18 protein-coding genes are annotated in these 24,272 nt (G+C 48.0%); 10 read left to right on the top strand and 8 right to left on the bottom strand.

Features of this window, described 5'->3' with window-relative positions:
* Positions 1–32: 32 nt before the first annotated feature.
* From PPG34_RS11600 to PPG34_RS11590, 3 genes are all read right to left on the bottom strand, one after another.
* Positions 33–4,253 (bottom strand): FecR domain-containing protein, encoded by a 4,221-nt coding sequence (locus tag PPG34_RS11600; protein ID WP_313833476.1) that lies wholly within the window; start codon positions 4,251–4,253, stop codon positions 33–35.
* Between the two features lie 358 nt (positions 4,254–4,611).
* A complete protein-coding gene (locus tag PPG34_RS11595; protein WP_313833474.1) occupies positions 4,612–6,402 on the bottom strand; it encodes a CHASE2 domain-containing protein in 1,791 nt (596 codons plus the stop codon).
* A gap of 293 nt (positions 6,403–6,695) precedes the next feature.
* Positions 6,696–6,998, bottom strand: coding sequence for a hypothetical protein (locus PPG34_RS11590; RefSeq protein ID WP_313833473.1), 303 nt, complete (start codon positions 6,996–6,998; stop codon positions 6,696–6,698).
* A gap of 255 nt (positions 6,999–7,253) precedes the next feature.
* Here PPG34_RS11590 and PPG34_RS11585 point away from each other — a divergent pair, with 255 nt between their 5' ends.
* Together PPG34_RS11585 and PPG34_RS11580 are read left to right on the top strand one after the other, a co-directional pair.
* A complete protein-coding gene (locus PPG34_RS11585; protein ID WP_313833472.1) occupies positions 7,254–8,168 on the top strand; it encodes a P-loop NTPase in 915 nt (304 codons plus the stop codon).
* Between the two features lie 86 nt (positions 8,169–8,254).
* Positions 8,255–8,962, top strand: coding sequence for a PCP reductase family protein (locus PPG34_RS11580; protein WP_313833471.1), 708 nt, complete (start codon positions 8,255–8,257; stop codon positions 8,960–8,962).
* A gap of 100 nt (positions 8,963–9,062) precedes the next feature.
* On the opposite strand, the gene PPG34_RS11575 is transcribed toward PPG34_RS11580, so the two are convergent.
* Positions 9,063–9,434, bottom strand: coding sequence for a hypothetical protein (locus PPG34_RS11575; protein ID WP_313833470.1), 372 nt, complete (start codon positions 9,432–9,434; stop codon positions 9,063–9,065).
* 542 nt (positions 9,435–9,976) lie between these two features.
* On the opposite strand from PPG34_RS11575, the gene PPG34_RS11570 reads away from it, so the two are divergent.
* Positions 9,977–11,557 (top strand): bifunctional aminoglycoside phosphotransferase/ATP-binding protein, encoded by a 1,581-nt coding sequence (locus PPG34_RS11570; protein ID WP_313833468.1) that lies wholly within the window; start codon positions 9,977–9,979, stop codon positions 11,555–11,557.
* A gap of 60 nt (positions 11,558–11,617) precedes the next feature.
* Here PPG34_RS11570 and PPG34_RS11565 read toward each other — a convergent pair whose 3' ends face one another.
* The 4 genes from PPG34_RS11565 to PPG34_RS11550 all read right to left on the bottom strand — a co-directional run bounded on the left by PPG34_RS11565 (position 11,618) and on the right by PPG34_RS11550 (position 15,302).
* Complete coding sequence (locus tag PPG34_RS11565; RefSeq protein WP_313833467.1) at positions 11,618–11,887, bottom strand: GIY-YIG nuclease family protein; 270 nt, start codon at positions 11,885–11,887, stop codon at positions 11,618–11,620.
* A gap of 115 nt (positions 11,888–12,002) precedes the next feature.
* Positions 12,003–13,397, bottom strand: coding sequence for a Si-specific NAD(P)(+) transhydrogenase (gene sthA / locus PPG34_RS11560; protein ID WP_313833466.1), 1,395 nt, complete (start codon positions 13,395–13,397; stop codon positions 12,003–12,005).
* A complete protein-coding gene (locus PPG34_RS11555; protein ID WP_313833465.1) occupies positions 13,394–14,260 on the bottom strand; it encodes an HDOD domain-containing protein in 867 nt (288 codons plus the stop codon). Before PPG34_RS11555 ends, sthA begins: the two co-directional genes overlap by 4 nt.
* Before the next feature lie 277 nt (positions 14,261–14,537).
* Positions 14,538–15,302: a CBS domain-containing protein gene (locus PPG34_RS11550; RefSeq protein ID WP_313833464.1), complete on the bottom strand. Its 765-nt coding sequence runs from the start codon at positions 15,300–15,302 to the stop codon at positions 14,538–14,540.
* A 268-nt stretch (positions 15,303–15,570) separates the two neighbouring features.
* On the opposite strand from PPG34_RS11550, the gene PPG34_RS11545 reads away from it, so the two are divergent.
* The 7 genes from PPG34_RS11545 to PPG34_RS11515 all read left to right on the top strand — a co-directional run bounded on the left by PPG34_RS11545 (position 15,571) and on the right by PPG34_RS11515 (position 24,263).
* Complete coding sequence (locus PPG34_RS11545) at positions 15,571–15,915, top strand: HPF/RaiA family ribosome-associated protein (protein WP_313833463.1); 345 nt, start codon at positions 15,571–15,573, stop codon at positions 15,913–15,915.
* Between the two features lie 303 nt (positions 15,916–16,218).
* Positions 16,219–17,016 carry an iron-containing redox enzyme family protein gene (locus PPG34_RS11540; protein ID WP_313833462.1) on the top strand — a complete coding sequence of 266 codons (798 nt, stop codon included), beginning with the start codon at positions 16,219–16,221 and terminating at the stop codon, positions 17,014–17,016.
* 596 nt (positions 17,017–17,612) lie between these two features.
* Complete coding sequence (locus PPG34_RS11535) at positions 17,613–19,760, top strand: ATP-binding protein (RefSeq protein WP_313833461.1); 2,148 nt, start codon at positions 17,613–17,615, stop codon at positions 19,758–19,760.
* Positions 19,761–20,095: 335 nt separating this feature from the next.
* Positions 20,096–20,950 carry an acyl-CoA desaturase gene (locus PPG34_RS11530; protein WP_313833460.1) on the top strand — a complete coding sequence of 285 codons (855 nt, stop codon included), beginning with the start codon at positions 20,096–20,098 and terminating at the stop codon, positions 20,948–20,950.
* 371 nt (positions 20,951–21,321) lie between these two features.
* Entirely contained in the window at positions 21,322–21,684 is a 363-nt protein-coding gene (locus PPG34_RS11525) for a response regulator (protein ID WP_313833459.1), read from the top strand.
* Between the two features lie 481 nt (positions 21,685–22,165).
* Positions 22,166–23,650 (top strand): aldehyde dehydrogenase family protein, encoded by a 1,485-nt coding sequence (locus PPG34_RS11520; RefSeq protein WP_313833458.1) that lies wholly within the window; start codon positions 22,166–22,168, stop codon positions 23,648–23,650.
* A gap of 16 nt (positions 23,651–23,666) precedes the next feature.
* Positions 23,667–24,263 carry a hypothetical protein gene (locus tag PPG34_RS11515; protein WP_313833457.1) on the top strand — a complete coding sequence of 199 codons (597 nt, stop codon included), beginning with the start codon at positions 23,667–23,669 and terminating at the stop codon, positions 24,261–24,263.
* Positions 24,264–24,272: the final 9 nt, after the last annotated feature.

The raw sequence follows: 24,272 nt of genomic DNA, 5'->3' as shown, positions 1-24,272 counted from the left end.
CGAAGGGAAATAAGAAAGAGTCGGTCACGACATTATGGCATGACCTCTCCTTCAACATGAATGGTTCCTCCGTCTGCACGTAATAAACTGCCTCCAGCAGTGACCGAAATGTCCGTCGTATTGACAAACAAGTTTGTTGATCCATTTCCTGTCGTAATAGTCCCGCCATTCGCAATGTGAACCGGATATCCCCCAATCGTATGAGTCGGAGCAATGTTATTGGTTACGGTAATGGAGCTTGTTCCATTCAGGCTCGCGAGAAGGCCGTGGACTGTCAGCGTACCAGACACATCTGCGAGCAACCCGTTTAAGATAGAAATTGTAGAATTATTAAGGTCGAGGAGATTGGCACTGGTGATGGCTGTCCCGATGGTCACATTTGTCATAGCGGCCAGGGTGAGCAAGTTCCCTGTGGTTATTTCCATGTTGCTGTTATCCAGACTCAACAAGGGCATTGTCGATGATGCTATTGCCATATTGCTTACGTCTAAAGCTCCACTCCCAACTCCCGGATCAACCGTCACATCGCTTCCTGCCAAAATTTGAAAAAGTGTGGCAGTCGCGTCAAGAAGAGCTTGGTCGACAACGAGGAGTTTCTTGGCCGAAACCGTTGCGCCAGAAGTCCTCAGCAATGTTTGGTCAACCGCCACGTCATTATTGCCGCCGTCTTTTTTCGTCAACGGAGTATCGAGCGGCCCTCCTTGAGGATCTTCTCCTGTTAAATTGAATGCCGCTGTACCAAGGTCATGAGTGCCATCTGGTGAAGTGATGTCCACAATCGCATCAGCAGTCCCCGTGGCGAGAACTATGCGGTCATCACCCTCGGCATGAATAATTCCGCTGCCCGTGGTCAATGTCCCAGCATCAACATTCACGACATTAGAACCCGAAGGGCCATTGATCTGGCCACCGGTAGCGTGAATAACAGAACCAGAAATATTGGCCTTAGAAGTACTCCCTGCCATATCAAGGACTGAATTTCCCATGGTGGTCGTTCCACCAGTTGCCTCGAGGACATGGCCGCCATTTGTGGTGGTGAGTTTACCATTGTCCAGTCTTCCCACTGACCGCTCGACCTCAACTGCCGCCGAATCACTGACCGCAAGCACAGAACCTCGAACACTTAATTCAGATTGATTGCTTACGACAGCAACGTCGTTGGAGTTGTCATTCATGGTGCCTGCTGTGTCGAGAGTTGCCTCTTCACGAACGACAACGGCGGTGTTCCCAAGAGAGACATTGTTACCATCCCCGCCCCCTACGTCGAGGATGGAGCTCCCTGTTCCTTTCAGAGTCACCTTACCGGCATCACTCCCTGTTCCACTGATTTCTAGAATTGATCCTCCTGCGGTCACTGTCCCGCCACCAGGCAAGGTCTGGATCAGGTCACCGGAAACCCCGTCTGTTGTAAGTTCTCCACCAGAAATGTCAAAGAGAGGGTTTAGGTTTCCAAACGCATCTAAAGAATGTGTTCCGACTTGAAGGGCATCAGAACCAGTATTCCCCGCTGATCCGATATTGGTGAAGCCGCCCGTTTGTTGAAAGAGAATGTTTTCAGTTTGAAGATCCGCAGATAATTCGAACAATTTTCCAGGAGTCTTTAATTCACCCCCAGTAACCCTCACGGTGCCTGGGCCAGATAATGATGATCCTGCCACTTCATTGATACCGCCACCGAATTCGAGGGTGCTACCGGTTCCAATGTTAAAGGTGTTTGTGTGGATAGCACCCGTAAATAAACGAAGAAGCCCCCCGTTGCTAATTGACACAGGACCGAGACTTGTCAGCGTTGCCCCAGCATTGAAGGTCAGAGTGCCCCCGGAAACCGTCGTGGAATTGCCCGTAACGCTGTAGGTCCCACCATTGACGTTCACGGCTCCCGCGCTAACTTCGACCGTCCCAGGACCCGTCACATCTCCGGTGAGGTCATGCGTGCCGCCACTAAACTCGAGAGTGGTATTATCTGCAGTTGTAAAACTCCCTGTGTGGGTGCCGTCGCCTTGCAAGGTCAACGAGCCTTCATTCACGTTCACCGTCCCTTGATTGTTGAAGGGATTGTTCATTGTCGTCGTGCCCGTGGTATTGAAGGTCCCCCCGGTCAGATTGACCGTGCCTAACCCTAAGAAGTCTATACCCGAAAGATCATGGGTACCACCGCCGAATTCGAGAGTGCTACCGGTGAGAATCGAAAAGTCGTTCGTATGGGTGGCATTGGCAAACAATCGCATGAGGCCGCCGTTACTAATGGACACAGGACCGAGACTCGTCAGCGTTGCCCCAGCATTGAAGGTCAGGGTGCCCCCAGAAACCGCCGTGGAATTTCCTGTAACATTGTACGTCCCGCCGTTGACGTTCACGGCACCCGCGCTAACTTCGACCGTCCCAGGACCCGTGACATCCCCGATGAGGTCATGGGTGCCGCCGCCAAATTCAAGAGTGGTCCCAGCGGCAGTGGAAAAATCTCCCGTGTGGGCCCCTTCACCTTGCAAGGTCAACGAGCCCTCATTCACATTGACCGTGCCTTGATTGTTGAAGGGATTGCTGATGGTCGTTGCACCCGAGGTATTAAAGGTTCCCCCAGCTAGATTCACTTCACCTTCGCCAGAGACATCAATCCCGTTAAGATTCTGGGTTCCATTCCCGAATTCCAGGGTAGTGCCACTTTTCGTATCAAAATTCCCTGTATGTGAGCCATTACCTAGCAATCGCAACGTGCCACTTTCTAGCGTCAAAGTGTCTGCATTGTTAAATGGAACCTCAATGATTTTAGTGCCGGATCCCGTCACCGTGGTGGGACCATTCGCGGTAACCGTGTCAGTTCCGCTTATGGTCCCACCGGAAAAGTCAAAAGAAGATAATGACACTGCTTCAGCGCTGAGAAAGTTAATAAGCCCGCCGCTCACCGAGAGTGGCCCAAGACTGGTCAGAGTGGAGGCCGCATTGAAGGAAAGGATTCCTCCGGTCACACTCGTGGAATTGCCGGTGATATTGTAGGTGCCATTGTTAATATTGACAGCACCCGCGCTGACTTTGACAGTCCCTGAGCCAGTCACATCATTGAAAATATTATGAGTACCGCCCCCGAATTCCAGGGTCGTTCCAGCTGAGGTGGTAAACCCTCCTTCATGGGTCCCACCACCTTTGAAATTAATCGATCCTCCATTCACATTGACCTGCCCTTTACTATGGTAGGGATTCTCAACAGTATTGGTCCCGCCAGTGACCGTCGTGGCACCATCCACCGTCAGGGTCCCGGCTCCTTGGGTGGTTCCACCGGAAAAGGTGACTGTGTTGAAGGTTCGAGATCCATTAAAGATTCGACTTGGAGGCACATTCAGGTCGATTTCAAGATCCTGTGTGCTAAGGACCAAGGCCGTCGTGGAAGAACCTCCACTAGACTCTCCGGATTCGGATTCTTCGGCTTGGAGTTCAGAGTCTTCTTCAGATTCTTCGGATTCCTCAGATTCGGAGGATTCGGACTCTTCAGACTCCGGTTTGCTGGCTTGTGATTGTGATTCCTTCCTTTGAGGTTGAGGAGCCAACGCTTCCGCTAAGGCAGCGGCTTGTTCGCTTTGTGTATTTGCCACGACATCACTCAACGGTGAAATTTCAGGAGCGACATTTTGGTCTGGCTGGAGATGTTGTTGAAGTATTTTAATTTCCCCCGCGGAAAGACTGCCAGCTTGTCCCAACCCCTGGTCTGTAGCCTTCAAAGCCGTGAGTTGTGTGAGTTGAATGGTTTGGGTGGGCGTCGCAATGCCAGCAATGTCGATGAAACCTTCCAGCACCGCCATATTCGTTAGTGAAGTGACTTGGGTCAGCACGGTGGTTCCACGCACGGCGGCAATGGCATGGGGTGTGCGGATTTCAATATACTCGCCAGGCTTCATGCGTTTCCGAGCAACCGACAGCCCGACGATCCCGGATTGAATATCAATGGTGGCGTGATCCACGTCCTCGGTAATCGTAAGCACCGAAAGCTCCCGCACGGTGACTAAGGCTTTCCCTCCAAGGAGGACACGAACAAAGGTTTTTTCTTGGGTGTGAATTTTGTCCTGCAAAAATACGCGGTCTTTAAATTTCACGGGGAGGGGCTCAGCCAACCCAATTCGATGAAGCGTGGCATGGCCAGCAACTTGAGTGACCACACCAGCAGGCTTGGGCACGCTTGCTGAACTTTTCGATGGAATGAAACACACTAACCCGAGAAAGGCAGGGAGAAGTAAAAGAAAAGATTTTGGAAAGCCTGGCATTTTTGCTCCAACGGGGGAGGAGATTGAAAAAAACGTGCTGACTGTTCTCACTCAACGGTGAAAATCAGACAATACGTCATTTGACTCATGAACCTTTTGGGAGTTGGTTCTTTCCCCGCTGGCGGCGAGACACCCTTTCATCATAGCGTGAATGGGGGGTGCAATTTCAAGTTGAGAGAATCCCATGGGCCAATGGTGGGATAAAACGACATTTCCTGGTCCTGATTTTGAGGGTCTCACTCTTTGGGAGCCCACCCTAACAAGATTTATCCGTAACCAAGTGGCCGGGAGATTTCAATTTGGCAAACTGCGCCAAACTGTCACGGTTCGCGAATTTGGCAGTACGAGGATGTCGAGGTTAAGCCTCCTCTAATATCGAAGAGGGTTTCCTGGCAGCAATGGGATTCAGCGCAGCGTAAATCCGTTCAGGGTGTTCTCGACCCTGAATTTCAACCGTACCTAAAAACTTGGTCTCATACTGTTCACGAATCCCTTCATAGGTGGATTCACTCATAATAATGGGCACGCGGTATTGTTTGGTGAGGGACTCTAATCGGGCCCCGAGGTTAATCGTATCGCCGATGGCGGTATATTCAAACCGTTGCTGTGAACCCAGGGTTCCGACCACCGCTTCCCCTGTGTGAATGCCGACCCCAAATTCTAAATCCCATCCAAACGCATCTTTCAATTTCTTGGCCAGAGGTTTGAGCCGCCGTTGAAATTCAAACGCGGTTTTCAGAGCTTGGTGTGCATGGTCGGGTTGGTCGAACGGTGCATTATACAGCGCCATGATGGAATCCCCCATATATTTATCTACGGTTCCACCATGTTCAAACACCACATCGGTCATTTCGGTTAAATATTCGTGAAGGAATGCCGCCACTTGTTCCGGCGCTATTTTTTGGGACAGGAAGGTAAATCCTCGAATGTCGGAAAAGAGCACGGTCACCACCCGCCGCTGGGAACCTAGGGTGCCTTCTTTTCTATGACGAAAAATATCCGTAAGCACTGAAGGAGAAAAGTATTGTGATAATTGGCGCTTTTCTCGCTGCTCGCGAATGAAATTTTGAATCACCGAAGTTCCATACCCAAGAACCAGACAGAGCGGAAGTGGAATGGCATCTACCCACACATTGGCAATCGAAAACCCTGCAAAGCCCACTGCCCAATAGATTCCAATAAGAACCAGGATCAGGCTAAGCGCGAACAAGGGACGGAAACGGTTGGTTATTCGAATCGCCAGCGGTCCGGCCAATAGCAGGACAAACACCGTCACCCCCAGAGGAATCTGCTCAATGGGGTCATTTTGAAGCATAGTTTCCAAGATATTGGCATGGATTTCTACCCCAGGCATGTCTCCAGTAGGAGCAAACGGGGTTGGATAGGAATCATGGAGAAGTGGCGTCGTGGATCCGACGAAGACAATCTTTCCGTAAAAATAAGCTGGAGGGATTTCTCCATTTAACACGCGATAATACGGAACGGTTTCAAACGTTCGAGGCCTTCCTCGAAAATTGATGATAAACTGGGTCTGCTGAAATGGGGACTCGGAAAGGCCAGCTTTTTGCGCCAATTGGTACAAGAGTGCATCAAATCCCTTGATTGCCGTACCTTGGTGCATGAGGTGGGTTTGCGCTCGTCGAATGAACGCGTCGTTATCAGTTGGAAGATTCACGGGACCATAACCCGCCGCATGTTTTCGAATCGAAGCCACAGGAGCATTCAAATCTGCTTTCCGGTACATGCCGCTTTCCACAACACTTTGGGCAGCAGCCAGGATCACGTTTCCCGCATCCCGTATCGCTTCTCCTAGTGCCACATCATCTTCCGGACCAAGCGCCGAAGGTTCAATAAAGAGGATATTCAAGCCAATCGCCGTCGGTCGACCTTGTTGCAGAATATTAAGAAACTCTGCGTGTACTGATCGAGGCCATGGCCATTGAAATTCCAGTTCATCAAAGGAGTCTTCATCGATAGATACGATGATGATAGGAGATTTTGGCGTAAGAGGGCCGCGAAGGGAAAATTGGGTGTTCAAAATCCACCCTTCGATTTTTTCGAACCCCCCGAATAACAGAATCACCGTCACCACGCCGGCCACGAGGACTCCCTCGAGGATGGTGCGGAAGTGCAGTTGTTTTTCATCCATACGTTAATTCTTGCCTTGACCTGACCTTCAAAGAAGATTTTCGGTCTTTGAAAATGTCATGAATAGCCGTCGTTGTTGATGGAGAGCTTTGATTCGATTCAGCCTCAGGTGAATCTACCCTAGGCTTTTTGAGATATGACTCTCAAGAGGCTTTTCACTTGGGGTTTCCCTCATCTCACTCACCACCAATTAGGTCAAACAATGGAGGTCTGAACAAGGATATGGGAAATAGAGACGGGGAAATCAGCCGCAGAGACAGGAGTTCTTGGGGAAAGTGTTATCGGGTAGACGGATTAGTGAAATTGGCCTTTGATCAAATGCCGGAGTTCATGGCCACAGGTTCGCAAGGATTCGACACTTTCATCATTAGGGCACCAAATTTCATTTCGGCTGGGGTCATAAAACCCATTGACCCGTTGGCCTGCATATCCACGAGCTCGCGCTGCCAAATTGATGGCATCCGTATCTGCATAAACCACGGTGGCAGAAATACGATGTTTTTCCATCGGCATGGAAGTGGTAGTGGCACACCCCAATGCAAGGAAGATCATTCCCAGAGTCCCAGCAAGGTAAAAGAGACGGGCAATGTTCAGCATGACCAGTTTAAATCCCTACCATCAAAGATTGATAGTAGAAAAACTCGGCCTAATTCCCTATCAACTTAAGATCCAGGCGAAGAAGGTGGTGACTTTTTCCCTCGCTCGAGCCCTTTAAAACATATGAAACAATTGAAGTTTCACGGTTTAAGAGTAGCTCCCTTTTGTTTGACCCCGTAAAAATGCCTATGTTATCGTCCCTACTTGGCTTGTTGTCTAATCCCTAGACCATATAAATCAAACGAGAAATCGACTATGGCAAAAGATCTCAAAGAAATTCTTGGAAAACTGAAATACACCGACGATGCGAAGGTGATTCAACAAATCACCGCCCAGACCAAGCAAGTGCACGATCGCATGGCCGGGATTAAGAATAAGATCGTCGTGATGAGTGGCAAGGGTGGAGTGGGCAAAAGCATGACCACCGTCAACTTGGCCCTGGCCTTTGCACGCAATGGAAATCGCGTGGGAATTATCGATGTCGACCTCAATGGGCCCTGCGTTCCTCAAATGCTGGGTATTCATGGGAAAAACGTCACGATGTCTCCTGAGGGTGCCATTCCTCCGGAAGGTCCCTACGGGGTAAAAGTCGTGTCCATGGATTTCCTGTTGAGTGAAGCGTCACCCGTCCGGTGGAAAGGGCCAATGGATCTAAGCCCGGTCTGGCTTGGACTCATGGAAATGAACGTGATCCGAGAATTTTTAGCTGATATTTGTTGGGGGGAATTGGACGTTTTATTGGCCGACCTCCCTCCGGGAGCCGCAGCCGATAAGCCACCGGTCATTGCGAGCTTCCTTCCAGACCTCGCTGGGGCCGTGGTGGTAACCACACCCTCTGAAGTCGCCTCAAACGTCGTGCAAAAATCCATTGGCTATGCCAATGAATTGGGTATTCCCGTTTTGGGTGTCATCGAAAATATGAGTGAATATCGATGCCCAGCTTGTGGAGTGGAAAGTGAATTATTCGAGGGAAATACCGAGGGCATGTGTGAAGCCCTCAACCTGCCCTTGTTGGGACGCATTCCCTTCGACAGAATCTTTGCGAAGACTTTCGATAAAGGCGCGCCGTTACTGGATGAACAATATCCAACCAACCAACGGTTTCAAGAAATCGTCGGACGCCTTCAGTCACTGTTGGATTACAAAAAAGTGTTGGCCGAGAAACTCTAACTGGGGAGAATCCTCGTCTTCCTGTATATCAATCTCTCCCATGTGAGGATGTTATGAAATTTGTCTGTTTAAATTGCGAAACTTATATGAGTTTTGAAAAGGTCGAAAAGCCCGCCGAAGGGTCACTCGGTGTATTTTTTGCCTGTCCATCCTGTGAAGCGAAGGTTTCGATGGTGACAAACCCTGGAGAAACTCAAATGGTCAGTTCCTTAGGCGTGCAACTTGGTGGACGCACGGTCGAACAAACACCATTGGAAATGACGAGAGGAACGTTAAAGGAAGAAGTCAGTGCTCCCGCTGCGCCAGGGTCCATGGCTGCTTATCTGAATGAGAAAATCAACGCTGGGAAAAGTGCTGCTCCCGCAGGAGCCCCTGCGACCAAGGAAGGTGAAGGCGGATGTCCATTTTCCACCATGGTTGCCCAAATGGGATTGACCAGTGGCGGGGCGACAACGAGCACCCCCCCATCAGATTTGCAATGGTCCCCTGATGCCCAGGAGCGGTTAGGGAAGTTGCCTTCCTTTGTTCAACCCATGGTGAAGGGAAGCGTTGAATCTTATGCTAGAAAAAATGGTTTTACGACCGTCACGCTCCAAGTCATGGATGATTCGAAAAATGCCTCGGATGGAATGACGTGGTCGGCAGATGCGAAGGAACGCCTCAATAATATCCCAGATTTCATTCAACCCATGGCGAAAAAAGAAATTGAGCGTTTAGCCCAAGAGCGCGGGGCAACATCTATCACAGCAGAGCTGATGGACGAGGCCAAAGACAAGTTTATGAAGTTTATGTAAAGCGGACTTAATAGAATCTAAAAAGGCGACTCATGAAAATGAGTCGCCTTTTTTATTTCTCAATATTGTCATTCATAACACCCTCAATTAAATCAAATCCTTACAGCTTGCGCTTCTTTTTCCCCAACCTGTGTCCTGGTACCTGCGAATCTTTTTTATTATCTCCCGTACTCCTCCTCGCCAAAGCCTCTTTTTTGAGGAATTGGTATTTCCTCGCGATGTAGGCCAGGAGGAGGCCGACTCCCAAAATCATCACCAACCAGTCCCACCAACCCCATGCCTGTTCAGGCAAATGAGGCTCTTGAGCCGTGAGCGCGGCTACGAGCATCATTCCTAGGGATATTCCACTATACACGCATACGGCATACCACTTACCCCGAGGTCCGGCGAGGTAAGGATACAGAAGCACGAGAAAAATCAGAGGGAATGCCAGGACTGAAATAATTGTGGCGAGGGTTGAGAGGCCTTGCATCAGGCGTTGCGGGTTCTCTGGTGAATATTTTCTTTGGAATAAAGGACTTTTTTTTGTAGTTATTTTTGTAAATTCAATTCTAATACACAGAGCTTATCAACAGTTTTTGTGGATAAGTTCAGAGTTTTCGAATTCAAAAACATATCTGCTTTGGCACACATTTTCCAAGTTTCAATTTATTAAATGAAATTCTATACTTGGGTTAAAAGTTCTACGTATGTAGCAAAGACCTACGACATATTGTGGTAATTTTTTCATGACTACCATGATTAAAATTTGTGCAAATTGGTGATTCCATCGTCTTGAAAACAAAAAAACATACTGGGGCTATTAATATTCACCAATTTGTCCACAGATTTTGTGGAAAAGAATTTTTCTTTTGGGCAAGGATTTTGCTTAGTCAAAAAAATTCACAGTTCATACCATGCCCTGTTCTTGGGAACGAATTGGTTGGAGAAATTATCAGGACCGAGTAAGGTGAAAAGACATGACCTTGCTGTCGGTCATTCCTTTCACCATGTGATCCCTTAAAAGGAAGAACTTTGAACGCCACCCTTGAACATTCCCGAACCTTGATCCAAGCACTTATGGATCCATCCGTCTACCCCCATCCGGTCACTAAAATCGAGGTCTTGGAAACGCATATTTCTTGGGTCCTACTCACCGGGCCCTTTGCCTATAAGATAAAAAAGCCGGTCAACCTTGGGTTTGTGGATTTTTCCACTTTGCCCCTTCGGCACCATGCTTGTAAGGAGGAATTACGTCTCAATGGCCGAATGGCGCCCCAACTATATTTAGATATCATCCCAATTTCTGGAACGCCGGAAGCCCCAACACTTGGGGATGGCACTGCGCCTATTGAATATGCCGTCAAGATGCGGCAATTCCCTCTGGATGCCACACTCGATCACGCGTTGCCCAAGGGGAAGGTCCAGAACCGACACCTCGATCAATTAGCCAAAGACCTTGCGAAGTTTCATGGTGGCCTTCTCGGGGCCAAAGAACCGGCCAATTTTGGAAATTCTGAAGTTATTAAACAGACGATCACGGATGTCTTTGATCATTTTTCGCCTGAGGCCTTGCCAGAAAAGGAATACGCTCTTCTTCACGCACTTCAACAATGGATGGAACAGGAACATGCTGCTCGCTACGAAACCTTTACCGATCGAAAACGTCAGGGGTTCGTTCGGGAATGTCATGGGGACCTTCATCTTGCGAATGTAGTGCTCATCGAGGATATGGCCACGCCCTTTGATGGGATTGAATTCAGCGAACGACTCCGTTGGATCGATGTGATAAGTGATGCGTCGTTTTTCATCATGGACCTTAGAGCCCGAGGACGGTCAGATTTTGCGTGGAGGTTTTTGAATGCTTACCTTGAACACTCCGGAGATTACGCGGGAATATCTGTTCTCCGATTCTATGAGGTGTATCGCGCCTTAGTCCGCACTAAAGTTGCCCGCATTCGTCTGGACCAAAGTCATCAATCTGATGAATCATCGAAGCAGCTTATGGAAGAATTTCATCGGTATATCCACGCAGCTCAAACCTTGGCTTTCCCTTCCCGCCCAAGCCTCATGATTATGCATGGGCTCTCCGGATCAGGAAAATCGACGTATTCTCAGTCATTACTGGAAACCATAGGAGCCATTCGCCTGCGGTCCGATATCGAACGCAAGCGGATGGTTGGTTTGACCCCCAACATGGAAAGTACACCGGAGTTGAAACCCAAACTCTACGGGCCTGATACCACCAAACGATTATACATTCAATTACGAGATGCCGCTCAACGGCTTCTTGCATCTGACTATAGTGTAATTGTTGATGCGACGTTCCTCCAACGCCAATATCGAGATCTCCTTCGTACGCTGGCCGAAGAGGTCAACGTTCCTTTTTTCATCATTGATGTTCAGGCACCACCCGAAACACTACGAGAACGGATAGTCACCCGTGCACAACAGCATTCCGACGCATCAGAAGCCGACCTCGCGGTACTCCAGCAACAAAAACGTCAACAAGAGCCATTAGGGGACGATGAGCTACGCATGACTTACAGCATCAATTCCGAAGAATCTTTTGACCCTCAGCCAATCATTCAAGCCCTTCAGGCGAGAAGAGAGTGACAATATAATAGAAACCTTGGAACTTGGAGTTTTTCATAATAATTCTCGGGACCAGTGTCGTTATTCTCGAAGCCGACGGAATTCTGCAATCAGCCGTACCTTTTCTTGTCTTCTTAAAGACTTGATGGCCTTTTCGCGTTTAAGCGCTTCGCCTTTGGTCTCTTTTGGTTCGACATATACCACCGTAAAAGGCCCTCGGCCTTTGGTGTATCTCGCTCCCTTGCCTTTTTCGTGATGAGCCAATCGTTGTTCAACATTTGAAGAAATCCCCGTGTATAGCGTGCCATCAGAACATTCCAACATGTACACCGTCCAGGTCATTTCTTTCATTCATGTCACTATTTCGTTGCGGGATGCCTGTGAACAGCTACAGGCAAGATTGTGGGAAATTACAAGGACAGTGAGCAAACTCGCAAAGAAAAATTTAAGAAGATAACGGAGAAGGTTAACGGGGGCGTTGCTTAACAATGTCTAATGCCGCGACTCGGTAGGTTTCAGCCATGGTGGGAAAGTTAAAAATGTTTTCGACGAAATGATCGACCTCGACTTCCGCCAAGAGCCCCATTTGTCCGATATGCACTAGCTCTGTCGCGCCTTCGCCTACAATATGCACGCCGAGCAATTTTTTTCCTTGAGCATCAGCAACTAATTTTAAAAGTCCTTCGGTCATCCCTGAGATCTGTCCCCGGGCGATTTCCTGGAATTGAGCCCGCCCAACTACAGCTCCTCCATGACGGGACACAGCCTCCTCTTCAGTAATCCCAACACTCGACATTTCCGGTACGGTATAAATACCCATGGGCACCATGTCCGCAGAATGCCCGGGATCGATGGCTAAGGCATGACACACCGCTCGCCGTCCCTGCTCCATGGAACACGAGGCTAACGACGGCGGCCCAATCACATCGCCGACAGCATACACATGGGAAACCGCAGTTCGAAAAAATTCATCGACAGGAATCAACCCACGGGGGGTAGGTTCGATTCCTACTTCCGAGAGATTCAGCTCTTCGATGTTGGCCACTCGCCCAAGAGCCATGAGCATTTTTTCACTCTCCAGGGTTTCTCCATTCCCCAACTTGGTCATGACTTTGGAGAGACCATCCCATTTTACTTCCTCGATTTTTTGCTCACCAAAGTAACGCCCCCCCGTTGCTTCAAACGCCTTCACAAACCCATTGGTAATTTCGGCATCCATAAAACGGACGGGCCGATCCGCTTGATCAACCATCATCACTTGGACGCCCAAAAGAGAGAAGAATGATGCATATTCACTGGCAATCACCCCGCCACCCAACACCGTAAGGGTTTTTGGAAGATAGATCATGGAGAGGATGGAATCGCTATCCAATATATGTTCATGGTCGACAGGAACATTATCTGGGCAGCGGGGCCGCGATCCGGTGGCAATAATAATGATATCTGCTGAGTAACGTTCGATGGTCCGTTTGGGTGTCGTGAACTCCACTTCATGGCTAGAGGCAAACTTGGCGCGGGCATGAAAACGAGTGACCTGATTGCGATCGAGCTGCGCGGCCATATAGACGGAATGGGCTTGTATCACTTCGTCCAGCCGTTGAATGAGGGCAGGGACCGTGAGGTCGTCTCGCAACCGAAAATCAAAGACATTTGAGGTTCGTTGAAACCGAACCATGTTGAGAGCACTTTCTCGGAGAGTCTTGCTGGGAATGGTGCCATGATGCACACAAGCCCCGCCTACATGCTTACTGCGCTCCACCAATGCCACGCGTTTGCCCACTTTCGCACCCTGAATGGCCGCTTTTTGACCGGCGGGGCCACTGCCAATCACTAAAATGTCAAAATGTTTGCTGGCACTCATACAACGATCGCCTCAACCGCCTGAAGAACCGTCTCACCCTGGCCATATAAGGCTTCCATATCTTCGGGATACAAATTCAAGGCTTCCACCACGGGAAGACTTTCCAGTTCGACGGCATCTTCACCGTCCAACCCCAAAAATCGTGAAGCTAATCGATCAGCTAAACAGGTGGCCATAGCAACAGAACTTAGTTTGGGAGCTTGGGTATAGTCGCCATAGTACAGAATGGCCTCTTTGACATGAGAGGGAAGTTTCCATTTTTCCACCACTAACGACCCGACTTGAACATGATGGACATCGAGGATCCTAACAAAGTCAGACCACGCAAAGGTCAGATCCATACTCTCCTGAACTTCTAAGATTGCTTGGAGCACGACCGGTTTCCCAATCGTATGCAGCAGTCCACACAAAAATGCGCATTCCACATTGCTTCGCCCTAATCTCGCAATTTCTTTGGCAAAGAGACCGGAGGCTAGGGCGTGACGCCAGAGACTCCCGATTTCCGTTTCATATCCTTTGACACGAAAGACTCCACTTCCAATCGAGACGGTCAGCGCCAGCTCCCCTAACATTTTCATGCCGAGCCAGGACACGGCTTGTTGCATGGAGACAATGGGAGAACGTGGCGCATAGGCCGCGGAATTAGATATTTTCAACACCTGACTGGCAATGGCTTGATCTTGTTGGATCAAGGTGGCTAACCGCGTCATGTCGGCATCAGGATCGCTAGTCAAATTCAAGACTTCGGTAGCCACATGCGGAAGAAGGGGGAGTTCGAGCTCATCGTTGGCCACACGTTCAATCATGGCCACATGAAGCTGTTCAAGGGGTTCCAGTTCAACCGATGTGGGAGATTCAGACATGAATGTTTCTCACAAAAGATCAGTCCAGGTGACTGAGAAGGATTCTCTTATCTGGCTTTCGTCTACTACCTCGGGCCTCTTTAGGGCAATCTTAAATTTTACTGGGAAGAAGACGCATTTTTAGCGTCTGCTGGATTTTTTAGAATTGTATAGATTGTTCGAAGAAGGGGTGGAAATGAGGGCCCACCCCTTTGGCGAATTAACCCATGGGGTTTGTGGGAATGAAGAAGGCAACATCCTGAAACAACAAGAAAATATACGAAGGGAATGGTGGTATTTAGTTTATTCCCGAGTAATAGCGAAGAATATCCGAGACAGAGATCAACCCGACAATTTTCCCACTTTCAGTCACACAAACGTGTCGAGTGGACTTTTCTTTCATCATACTAACAGCATCAACGACGAGGTCGCTGCTTTCGAGTGTCAGCAGTGGCTCTCGCATGCAGGTCTTAACTGTGGTGGTATTGGCATCGACGCCATTCGCAATCACTTCCCGAGTCAATTCCGTTTCGGTGATAGTGCCAACGAATTCATCACCAGTCTCAACCAATAGCGAACCGATTTTCCATTCTTGCAGCCGTTGAGCAGCTTCTTTTAAAGTTGAATCTTGGGGAACGGAACGTACTGTTTTGGACATAAAGTCTGATACTTTCGGCCCTGAAGCCTTCTTGGATTTTTTGCCGGACGTGGCCTGAGCCCGCCGGGCCTCAAGATCCGCAACGCAACTTTCCAGCACCCGCTGGCGCTGCCGCAAACTCTCGCGATCATCCTCAACATTAACTCCTTCCGGGGCTTCACCAGTTAAATTCACTAACCCCCCGGCTTCCCCGAGTTGTGCATATTCATAGAGTTCAAGGTTGGCGGAGGAACGGCCGAACACATCACCAAGAAGTTCTTCTGTGGCCAAATCAAATTCTTCGATAGAGGTCGTGGCCGAACCCATGATAAAAGTCTTGAGCGTGGCAATTTGTCGCCGGAATTGATCAATGTCACGATCAAAATTTAATGTGGCTGAAGATGAAGGTTTTTTTGTCGCGGCCATGGTTTTCCTCCCTTAGTTTTCAGAAGCCCATGATACTCTACGATGGCAACGGCAAACAACCCATCGAAAATCCAAGGTCCAGCACACAGGTTTCATTTTTTACCAAGGTATGTCACTCTTGAAAATAAAGGGCATGGGAGCAGGAATACCCACGGTCTCATGCGTGGAATCCTCAGGAGCTCTGCCTCATTTGTGACTCAGTAAGATTGGGATTAGAATAGGAGAGACAGGTCAGAAGGCATGTGATTACGCCAATCAGGAGGTCAGAATGGATTTAAAAACTGAATGTCGGAACGTCACCATGACGCCTCGGTGGCAGAGTGAGATCGAGGCCCGAATGGATGAATTGCACATCGACCACAACCACATTACGCATGGCCGAGTAACCTTAACGAAAAACCCACACCATAAAAAGGGAAGCAATATTGCTGAAGCGTTAATAGTCATCACCCTCCCCCCTCGTCACACTCTCACCGCTCGCAAAGAAGCTAAAACATTTGAGGAAGCCATTCGTATGGCCTTCAAGGCAATTGGAACTGAAATCAAAAAGTTTCGTGAAAAGCCCCAAAGTGCCAGACCAATCAAAGATGTGGAAATGTCTATTTCTGAATGATGGCTGGCCAACTTTCTTGACTTGCTCACCAACCACACCCAGGATCGCTGACTGTCAAACTTTCGGACACCCGTCAAAGTTTTGACGTCAGCGATCACATAATCCTTCCCTCTCTGTTTACACCTTGGCCGGCATTTTCATCCAAAAACCCATTGAATTTTAAGAAAAAATTTCGGAAATAGCTCTAGCCGGTCTTGCCCTGATCGGTAAATTTTGCCTGGCAACATTTTTGCGGAGGTGTCAATGAGTTGTCAGAGACGTTTTTATTTTCATACATAAATTTTGTGTATCAGGGAGGATATCATGTCACAGTTGTTAACCTTTCCGACCACAGCCAATCAATTGGCCGTATCGCCTGGAATCCAAAAACGATCATTTTCACCTCATCCTCCCTGGATTGTTCATCTGATTAATGACATTGCCCCGTATCAAGAACGAATTTTCAACTGCCCATTGGTCAAAGAAACTGCGAAGGGCTCCTTATCCCTGGAACAAATGCGGGGATGGTTGATGCAGCTGTATCCGTTCATTGAAACATTCCCTCAATGGATCGCCTTAAATATTGCCAAAGCCGAGGATGCTAGTGCCAAAGAAACCCTGATCGACAACATTCGGGTGGAAAAATGGCATGCCAAACAATGGATGGACATGACCGATGCTTTTGGAATCTCCCGTGAATCATTACACAGCTGCTCCATTCTTCCCGAAGTCGAGGCACTCACCCATTATATGTGGTCGATTAATTTGCGCGGAACGCTTGCAGAAAGCATGAGCGCCATGTCCTATGCGATTGAAGGCACGACTCAAGGAATCGCTCGTTCCGTCTTGCAAGGGTTCCCCAAATATGATGGACGAGACGGCATCCATTTAACCAAACGCGCCTATGCGTGGATGAAAAACCATGCACATTACGACGAAGCACACCCTTTGGAAGCATTGGAAATCATCATACGGTCCACTGATACGGAACACATGCAAGAAAAAGTGACCCATGCCGCCAAGCGCAGCATGGAATATTTTCATATCGCACTAGATGCTTGTTATCGAAAATTTAACCCCGTAGATGTGTCGGTGCACCATCGTTCTGCCCGCGCAGCTTAATTCTTGACTCAAAGTATGTGACTTCACCAAACCATTCCAGGTTTGGTGAAGTCCTCATCCTGACTGGAAACATTCCTAACCTTGGATCTAGGCCCTCACCCCAGTGCGATCCACCTTTTCCAAAGCATGGTGTTAATGTAGCATCCACTCTTTTTGAAGTTTGAAAAGGGGTATAGTTTGTTTTCTTTCCAAGAGGATATAAATTTCTGGATCCAAGAAAAAGGAATTGTGTCATGAATGAATTTTGCTCATAATGTCTGGGCTCTGAATTTTTCTGTGATCCAAACCCAATAGACTAATGGCCATGAATCCCTTTGCCCTTGCAGGATTTCTTACGAGCATCAGTTCATTCTGACTGGAAACATTCCTAACCTTGGATCTAGGCCCTCACCCCAGTGCGATCCACCTTTTCCAAAGCATGGTGTTAATGTAGCATCCACTCTTTTTGAAGTTTGAAAAGGGGTATAGTTTGTTTTCTTTCCAAGAGGATATAAATTTCTGGATCCAAGAAAAAGGAATTGTGTCATGAATGAATTTTGCTCATAATGTCTGGGCTCTGAATTTTTCTGTGATCCAAACCCAATAGACTAATGGCCATGAATCCCTTTGCCCTTGCAGGATTTCTTACGAGCATCAGTTCATTGGTGTTTGGATTTTTTGTATTTTCTCGCAACCCCACCCGTCGCTTCAACCAGCTCTGGTTGGCCTTTACCATGGCCGTGGCCTTGTGGGGATTGGGCTCTATTTGGATTGCACTCGAATCAGACCCTTCAAGAGCGCTGTTGGCTTGGCGTATAGCTTTCGCCGTCAGCGTGATTTGGATCCCCATTGTGTTTCTTCATTTCACCTGTGTCTTTTCCGGATTTTCACATCCGCGCCTTCTGATGGCCTCCTATTTCGGGGCAACGCTTTTTGTGCCCCTGATTCTTACTTCCCCTCATTTTTTCTCCGGAGTGCGATTCGTTTTTGCTTCTTTTTACTATTCCACCCCGGGACCTCTACTGTTTACTTTCTTCACCGTAGGGTGGTTGGGACTCATCTGTTATAGCCATTTTCTTTTGGTACAAGCCTTTCGTCAAAGTTCTGATGCAAAGCGAGCGCAGATCAAATATTTCTTTATCGCCACCGCGGTTGGCTATGCCGGTGGATCACTCGAATTTCTTCCCATTTTTGGATTTGACCTCTATCCCTGGGGACATTTTGCTATTCCGTTCTACCCCATCATCATGGCCTACGCCATTGTGAAATATCGTTTAATGGATACTTCCATCGTATTAGAGAAAGGGCTCTCCTATCTCACCCTCTTCTTTGTCGCGGCTATACCGGCGTTTGGCATTTTGCTATGGGCTCAACACCTCTATTTTGGTTCGATTAGTTATCCCTTCTCCGCCACGATGTTGGTGATTTTTCATTTCCTCGTGTTAGGTTCGTACACCATTAAAACACGTGCGGAAGAGGCGATTGGACGAAAGTTTTTTAAAGAACGATATGAAACCGCTCATACCCTCTCGCAATTTTCCAAGGCCTTGGTCAGCATTCTCGACTTTCGTACCTTAACGGAAGAAATCATACGGACACTCAAACGAGTGATGGCCATTCGCCATGCCACGCTCTACATCTGGGACAAACAAAAAAACTTGTATACCCTCGTGGCGCCTACACAACATCCGATCACGACATCAATCCAATTTGGGAATACCCATGAGCTTCCCATTCAACTTCGCCAACATCATGAACCTCTGGTGCGGGAGGAATTAGAAGATTTGGAAATCACTGACCACTCGAAACGCCTAAGCCAAAACCTGAAAGCGCTTGGTGTGGAGGTGTGCCTACCGTTTTTAAACATTCACAACCAACTCATTGGATTTTGCATGCTTGGATCACGCCACACGGGTACCGGATATTCAACTGAAGATTTGCAGTTGCTGACGACATTGGGACGGAATGCCGCCATTGCATTGGAAAATGCTTTGCTCTATGAAGATTTAAAACAATCTCAATCTCTGATTCAGCGAAATAACCAACTCCGCTCATTGGAAATCATGGCCGGTGGATTTGCTCATGAAATCCGGAATCCACTGACGTCCATAAAGACCTTTGTGCATCTTGCCCCTCACCGCATCGGCGATCACGATTTCCTTCGCCACTTTGGCCGAATCGTAACTGAAGACGTCACTCGCATCGAACGCCTGTGCCAGGAAGTTCTTCAATATTCTCACCACCCCGTTCCCCAATTTTTTGAAGAGGATATTCATGAAATTATCGATTCTTGTCTTTATTCCACCCAAGTCAAAGCCAATGGAAAACAGGTACAAATAAAGAAAATTTTTGCCGAGGATTTGCCCCCTATTCGCCTCGACCGACAACAACTCAAGCAAGTGTTTCTGAATATATTTTTCAATGCGCTCGAGGCCATGCATGGGGAAAACCAAACATTAACCGTCCGCACCTATTGGGTCCACACACCTACCGACGAGACCTGGGCCCAAATTGAAATATCCGACTCCGGACATGGAATTGGCCACAAAGAACTAGAACATATTTTCGATCCCTTTTTTACCACCAAGCACGAAAGCCAAGAACACGAGGGTACGGGACTTGGGTTGGCCATTGCCCATCAAATTATTCAGGCTCACGGCGGACACATCGAGGTCAATAGCCAAATTGGCCTGGGCACTACGTTTCTCATCACCCTACCTATCCCTGTTTCCTCAGATCCTCAACAAATGGCATTTTCTTTTTGATAGCCCTTAAAAATTGTGAAATGTGGCATTCCACCACTCTGCTTTTTTGCTGAATACCAAGGAAAAGCCCTATCTCATTTAACTCAAAAAAGCTCGAAGGAAAAACAACTGGTTCCATTATGGGTTTATTTCAATGAAAATTTATGTAAAAACCTGTATTTTTCGTCTTTACAATCCCTCTTCAGAGGGGTATTCTAAACAATCCACTATGTTGACCTTCCCATGAAGACCCGATTAGTCATCTTGTAAATAACGATGTCGATAATCTGAAGGGACATTTGAGTGTTTCGCGAAAACACCCAATTAAAAACACTAACGAAACCAGGCTTACAACTATGACCACTGCCACTCTCACACACATCGATAGCCCACAAACTCGGGCCCGAGACATACAAACCACCATTCTCTTTCTTCTTGTCACGGTCGGCGCTGCCATCGGCCTTCCTACCTATGCTTATTACTACGATTACTCCTGGCTAGATTGGACGATGTTTGCTATTCTCTATATTTATACAGGATTAGGCATCACCGTCGGTTACCATCGGCTCCTTGCCCATCGAAGCTTTGATTGCCCTGACTGGGTCAAAGGCGTTCTGTTGATTGGTGGGGGATGGGCGTTCCAAAACTCAGGGCTAAAGTGGGCCGCCGATCATATTCGACATCATGCCCGATGCGACAAGGATGAAGATCCCTACAATGCGACATGGGGATTTTGGCATAGTCATTGTGGATGGTTGTTTGTGCGCGATCCCCATCGTGACCCTAAATATGCCTCCCGCCTGAAGCAGGACCGAGTCGTAGTTTGGCAAGATCGTTATTATATTCCAATTCTTATTTCGGGATTAATTTTCCCATTTCTCGTTGGCTTTCTCTACAATGGCTGGGTTGGTGGACTGGGCTGCTTTCTTCTGGCGGGAGTGGGCCGAACGTTTTTCGTATTAAACTCCACGTTTTGTATTAATTCCATCTGCCACATTTGGGGCAAACAACCCCATGGCACCTCCGATTCCAGCCGTGATAGTTGGTGGATCTCTCTCATCACCTTTGGCGAGGGGTACCATAATTACCATCACATGTACCAAAGCGATTATCGAAATGGCCCTAAATGGTATAATTTTGATCCATCGAAGTGGCTCATTTACGGCCTTTCGCGAATTGGATTGGCTAAATCGTTACGCCGCTTTTCCTAGCCAGGTTTTCGATTTTCGCTAATAATCTTTTTTTCGCCTGTTCCCTACAGTAATTGCTCTATTCAGTTCCTACGTTATTATCAGTAGATAGCATTGCTCTTATTTCGAGAAACTGCTTGCATACATCTCCCGCCCCTTTTGTTTCCCACAGCTCTTCAAAATCTCCAAACCTCGCAGCTAGCCATGTTTTTCTCAATTTCCCATTTTCATTTGTATAAAATTTTCCAAAGATTATAGGACCAACTAAACCACTGTTCCTGAATTCTCCCCCCCTTTCGAGTAATTGACGGCAAAGGGGGGAAACATAGGACAATGGGGCGCTTGTAACCACCAGTATTTGAATGACTTGAGACGTTGAGAGAACTACTCATATGCAACGAGTTTTATTAGTCGACGATGAAGCGGCAGTAAGAGGGACCTTGCGTGCGGTTCTTGAATCGCAAGGGTACGATTGTGACGAGGCCGAACATGGGGCTGCTGCTTTGGCTTTATTGGAAAAAGAACATTTCGATTTAATCATTACTGATAACAAAATGCCTGTGCTGAATGGCGTTGAATTTCTCAAACAATACTCCCAAAAGCCTGACCCAAAACCTCCCGTTATTTTTTTTACCGGAGATATCAGTGATGTGGAAAAGGAACTTGCCTTAAAGGCCGGTGCTCGAGCTGTCTTACAAAAACCCCCCAATTTCGGAGAAATCATCTCCGCGGTTCAAGAGGCCATGAGTAGTTAGATATAAGAAAAGAAATTAAAAATTTCCCTCTTTTTTGTTTCCCTGCATCACAGAGCCGAACCTACTTGAATTGATCTTGTCCCCCTCCGACAGGGAGAGTATTCTATTAGTAAGGAGTGCTCCTTTTTAGCTGACTCTAGTTCTCCCCCCTATGGGGATTTGAAAGTTTCTTCCCCTTAAATTTCGCATCTTCTTTGTTTTTCAATATTCAAATATTCGCACCTACTTTGTGTAGGTATAAAGCGTTTAATTTATTCCCTCGTTTCCAATGGGCAGGAAGGGGATTTGAATTCGGACCACTTATTACTTTTGAAATTCTATCCCTAGACAGAAACCCGCTTAAGGAGCCCATGGGAAGAAACCGAAAGATCTGTATGTGAGAAAGATTTGTAGCCGGATTTACCCAATCTAAATAAAGAGACAAATTCCATAAGGAAAGCGACGAGCCTTTTTTTCTGCAAACAAACTAGATGAGGAAAACATGGAAAATCCCGTTCACAATTTTATTGGTGGGAAATGGGTTCCTTCTCGATCGGGGAAAACATTTGAAACTCGCAATCCAGCCACGGGTGCTGTCATAACCCAATGCGCCGACTCCAATGCCGAAGACATGAATGATGCCGTCGGCGCTGCGCATAAAGCCTTTGAATCCTGGCGCCGACTACCAGCCCCTCGGCGAGGAGAATTGCTCTTTCGAGCAGCGGAACGCCTTTTCCATGAAAAAGAAACCCTGGCTCGCTCTCTAACAAGTGAAATGGGTAAGGTCTTAGTGGAGGGACGTGGCGATATTCAAGAGGCTATTGATATGGCCTATTACATGGGGGGAGAAGGCCGACGCCAGTTTGGACATATTGCTCCTTCTGAACTTCCTAATAAATCCGCGTATGCGATCCGGGAGCCCCTTGGCGTGATCGGGTTAATTACCCCATGGAACTTTCCCATGGCCATTCCCGCATGGAAGAGTTTTCCAGCCTTGATTATGGGAAATACCGTGGTGCTGAAACCTTCGCCGGAAACTCCCTATACGGCTGCCTTATTTGTCAAATGCTTGGAGGAAGCAGGGATCCCTCCTGGAGTCGTGAATCTGGTGATGGGCAGTGCGCCGGACCTCGGGGCCACACTCGTGAAACATCCAGAGGTAGCTCTGATCTCGTTTACCGGCTCAAAAGTTACAGGGGGAAAAGTCGCGGTCGATGCCGCAACCCATTACAAACAAGTCGCTCTCGAATTGGGCGGCAAAAATGCCATTCTCGTGATGGAGGATGCGGATCTTGAATTAGCAGTAGAAGGCATTGTCTGGAGTGCCTTCGGCACCAGTGGCCAGCGTTGCACCGCATGCAGCCGATTAATCGTTCACCGCGAAGTGAAAGAAAAACTGGTAACCAGGTTACTCGATCGAATGAACACTCTGCGGGTAGGGAACGGGCTTGATCCAGAAATCGACGTCGGCCCTTTAATAAATCAAACACAAGTGGAGCATGTGCATGCCCTGGTGAAGGTGGGTCAAACCGAAGGCGCTCAACTCCGCGCAGGAGGCCATCCCTTAACCGAGGGACCTCATGCGAGTGGGCATTTTTTTGCACCTACCTTATTCGACAATGTCACACCCTCTATGAGAATTGCCAAAGAGGAAATTTTTGGCCCCGTGTTGAGTGTATTAGAAGTAAATAATCTTGAAGAAGCGATTAAGGTGAATAATTCCGTCGAATATGGACTGTCGAGTTCTTTGTATACGCAGGATGTCAATCGAGCCCAGCACGCCATCCGAGAACTGGACTCGGGAATTGTGTACATCAATGCGGGCACAATTGGTAGCGAAGTCCATCTTCCTTTTGGTGGCATTAAAAACACGGGTAATGGACACCGTGAGGCTGGGCAAGCGGCCTTGGACACATTTAGCGAGTGGAAATCTATTTACGTGGATTACAGCGGGCGACTCCAACGGGCGCAAATCGATACCAATTAATCCAAAGGTGAGCACCATGGGCAACTTCAAAGAGCTTGAAATTCGAATCGACTCTTACGTTCAGGAGTACGTCTCACGAAACCGCGCGGCGCAAATTGCTAAAACCATACTCGATACAGCGGGTATCGGAATGAAACCAATTCTTGATCACATCACCATTCGCACGAACAATATCGATGAACGCGCTCAGGAATTTCTTCCCTTGGGTTATGTCTATAGTGAAACATTGGAATACAGCGACTGGCATGCCAAGGTGTACCGTACGCCAGGATTTCCATCGTTGTTTGTGGACCAGGCCTATGATGATAAACGCGGTGCCACCAGTGTCATTCCTCGTTGGGTGAATCAATTTGGCGATCACACCCTGCACCATATTGCGATCCTCGTCGAAGATATCGAAGCGGCCATGTCACAACTTCACCACAAAGGTATCAATTTTTCCGGATCGATATTAGGGGAAAAGGGAGACGTTATTCGACAAATATTTAGTGTCCCCGAACAAGTGGAAGGTGCACCGTTTTCCGTCCTTGAACTGATTGAGCGCCACGCCGGCTACCAGGGGTTTTCTCCTCCTCAGGCCGATGCCCTGATGCAATCAACGGTCAACAACTGACGTACGGAG

The organism is Candidatus Nitronereus thalassa (assembly GCF_032191465.1).
In the GTDB taxonomy this organism is placed as follows: domain Bacteria; phylum Nitrospirota; class Nitrospiria; order Nitrospirales; family UBA8639; genus Nitronereus; species Nitronereus thalassa.
This window is presented reverse-complemented; position numbering and strand designations above follow the sequence as displayed.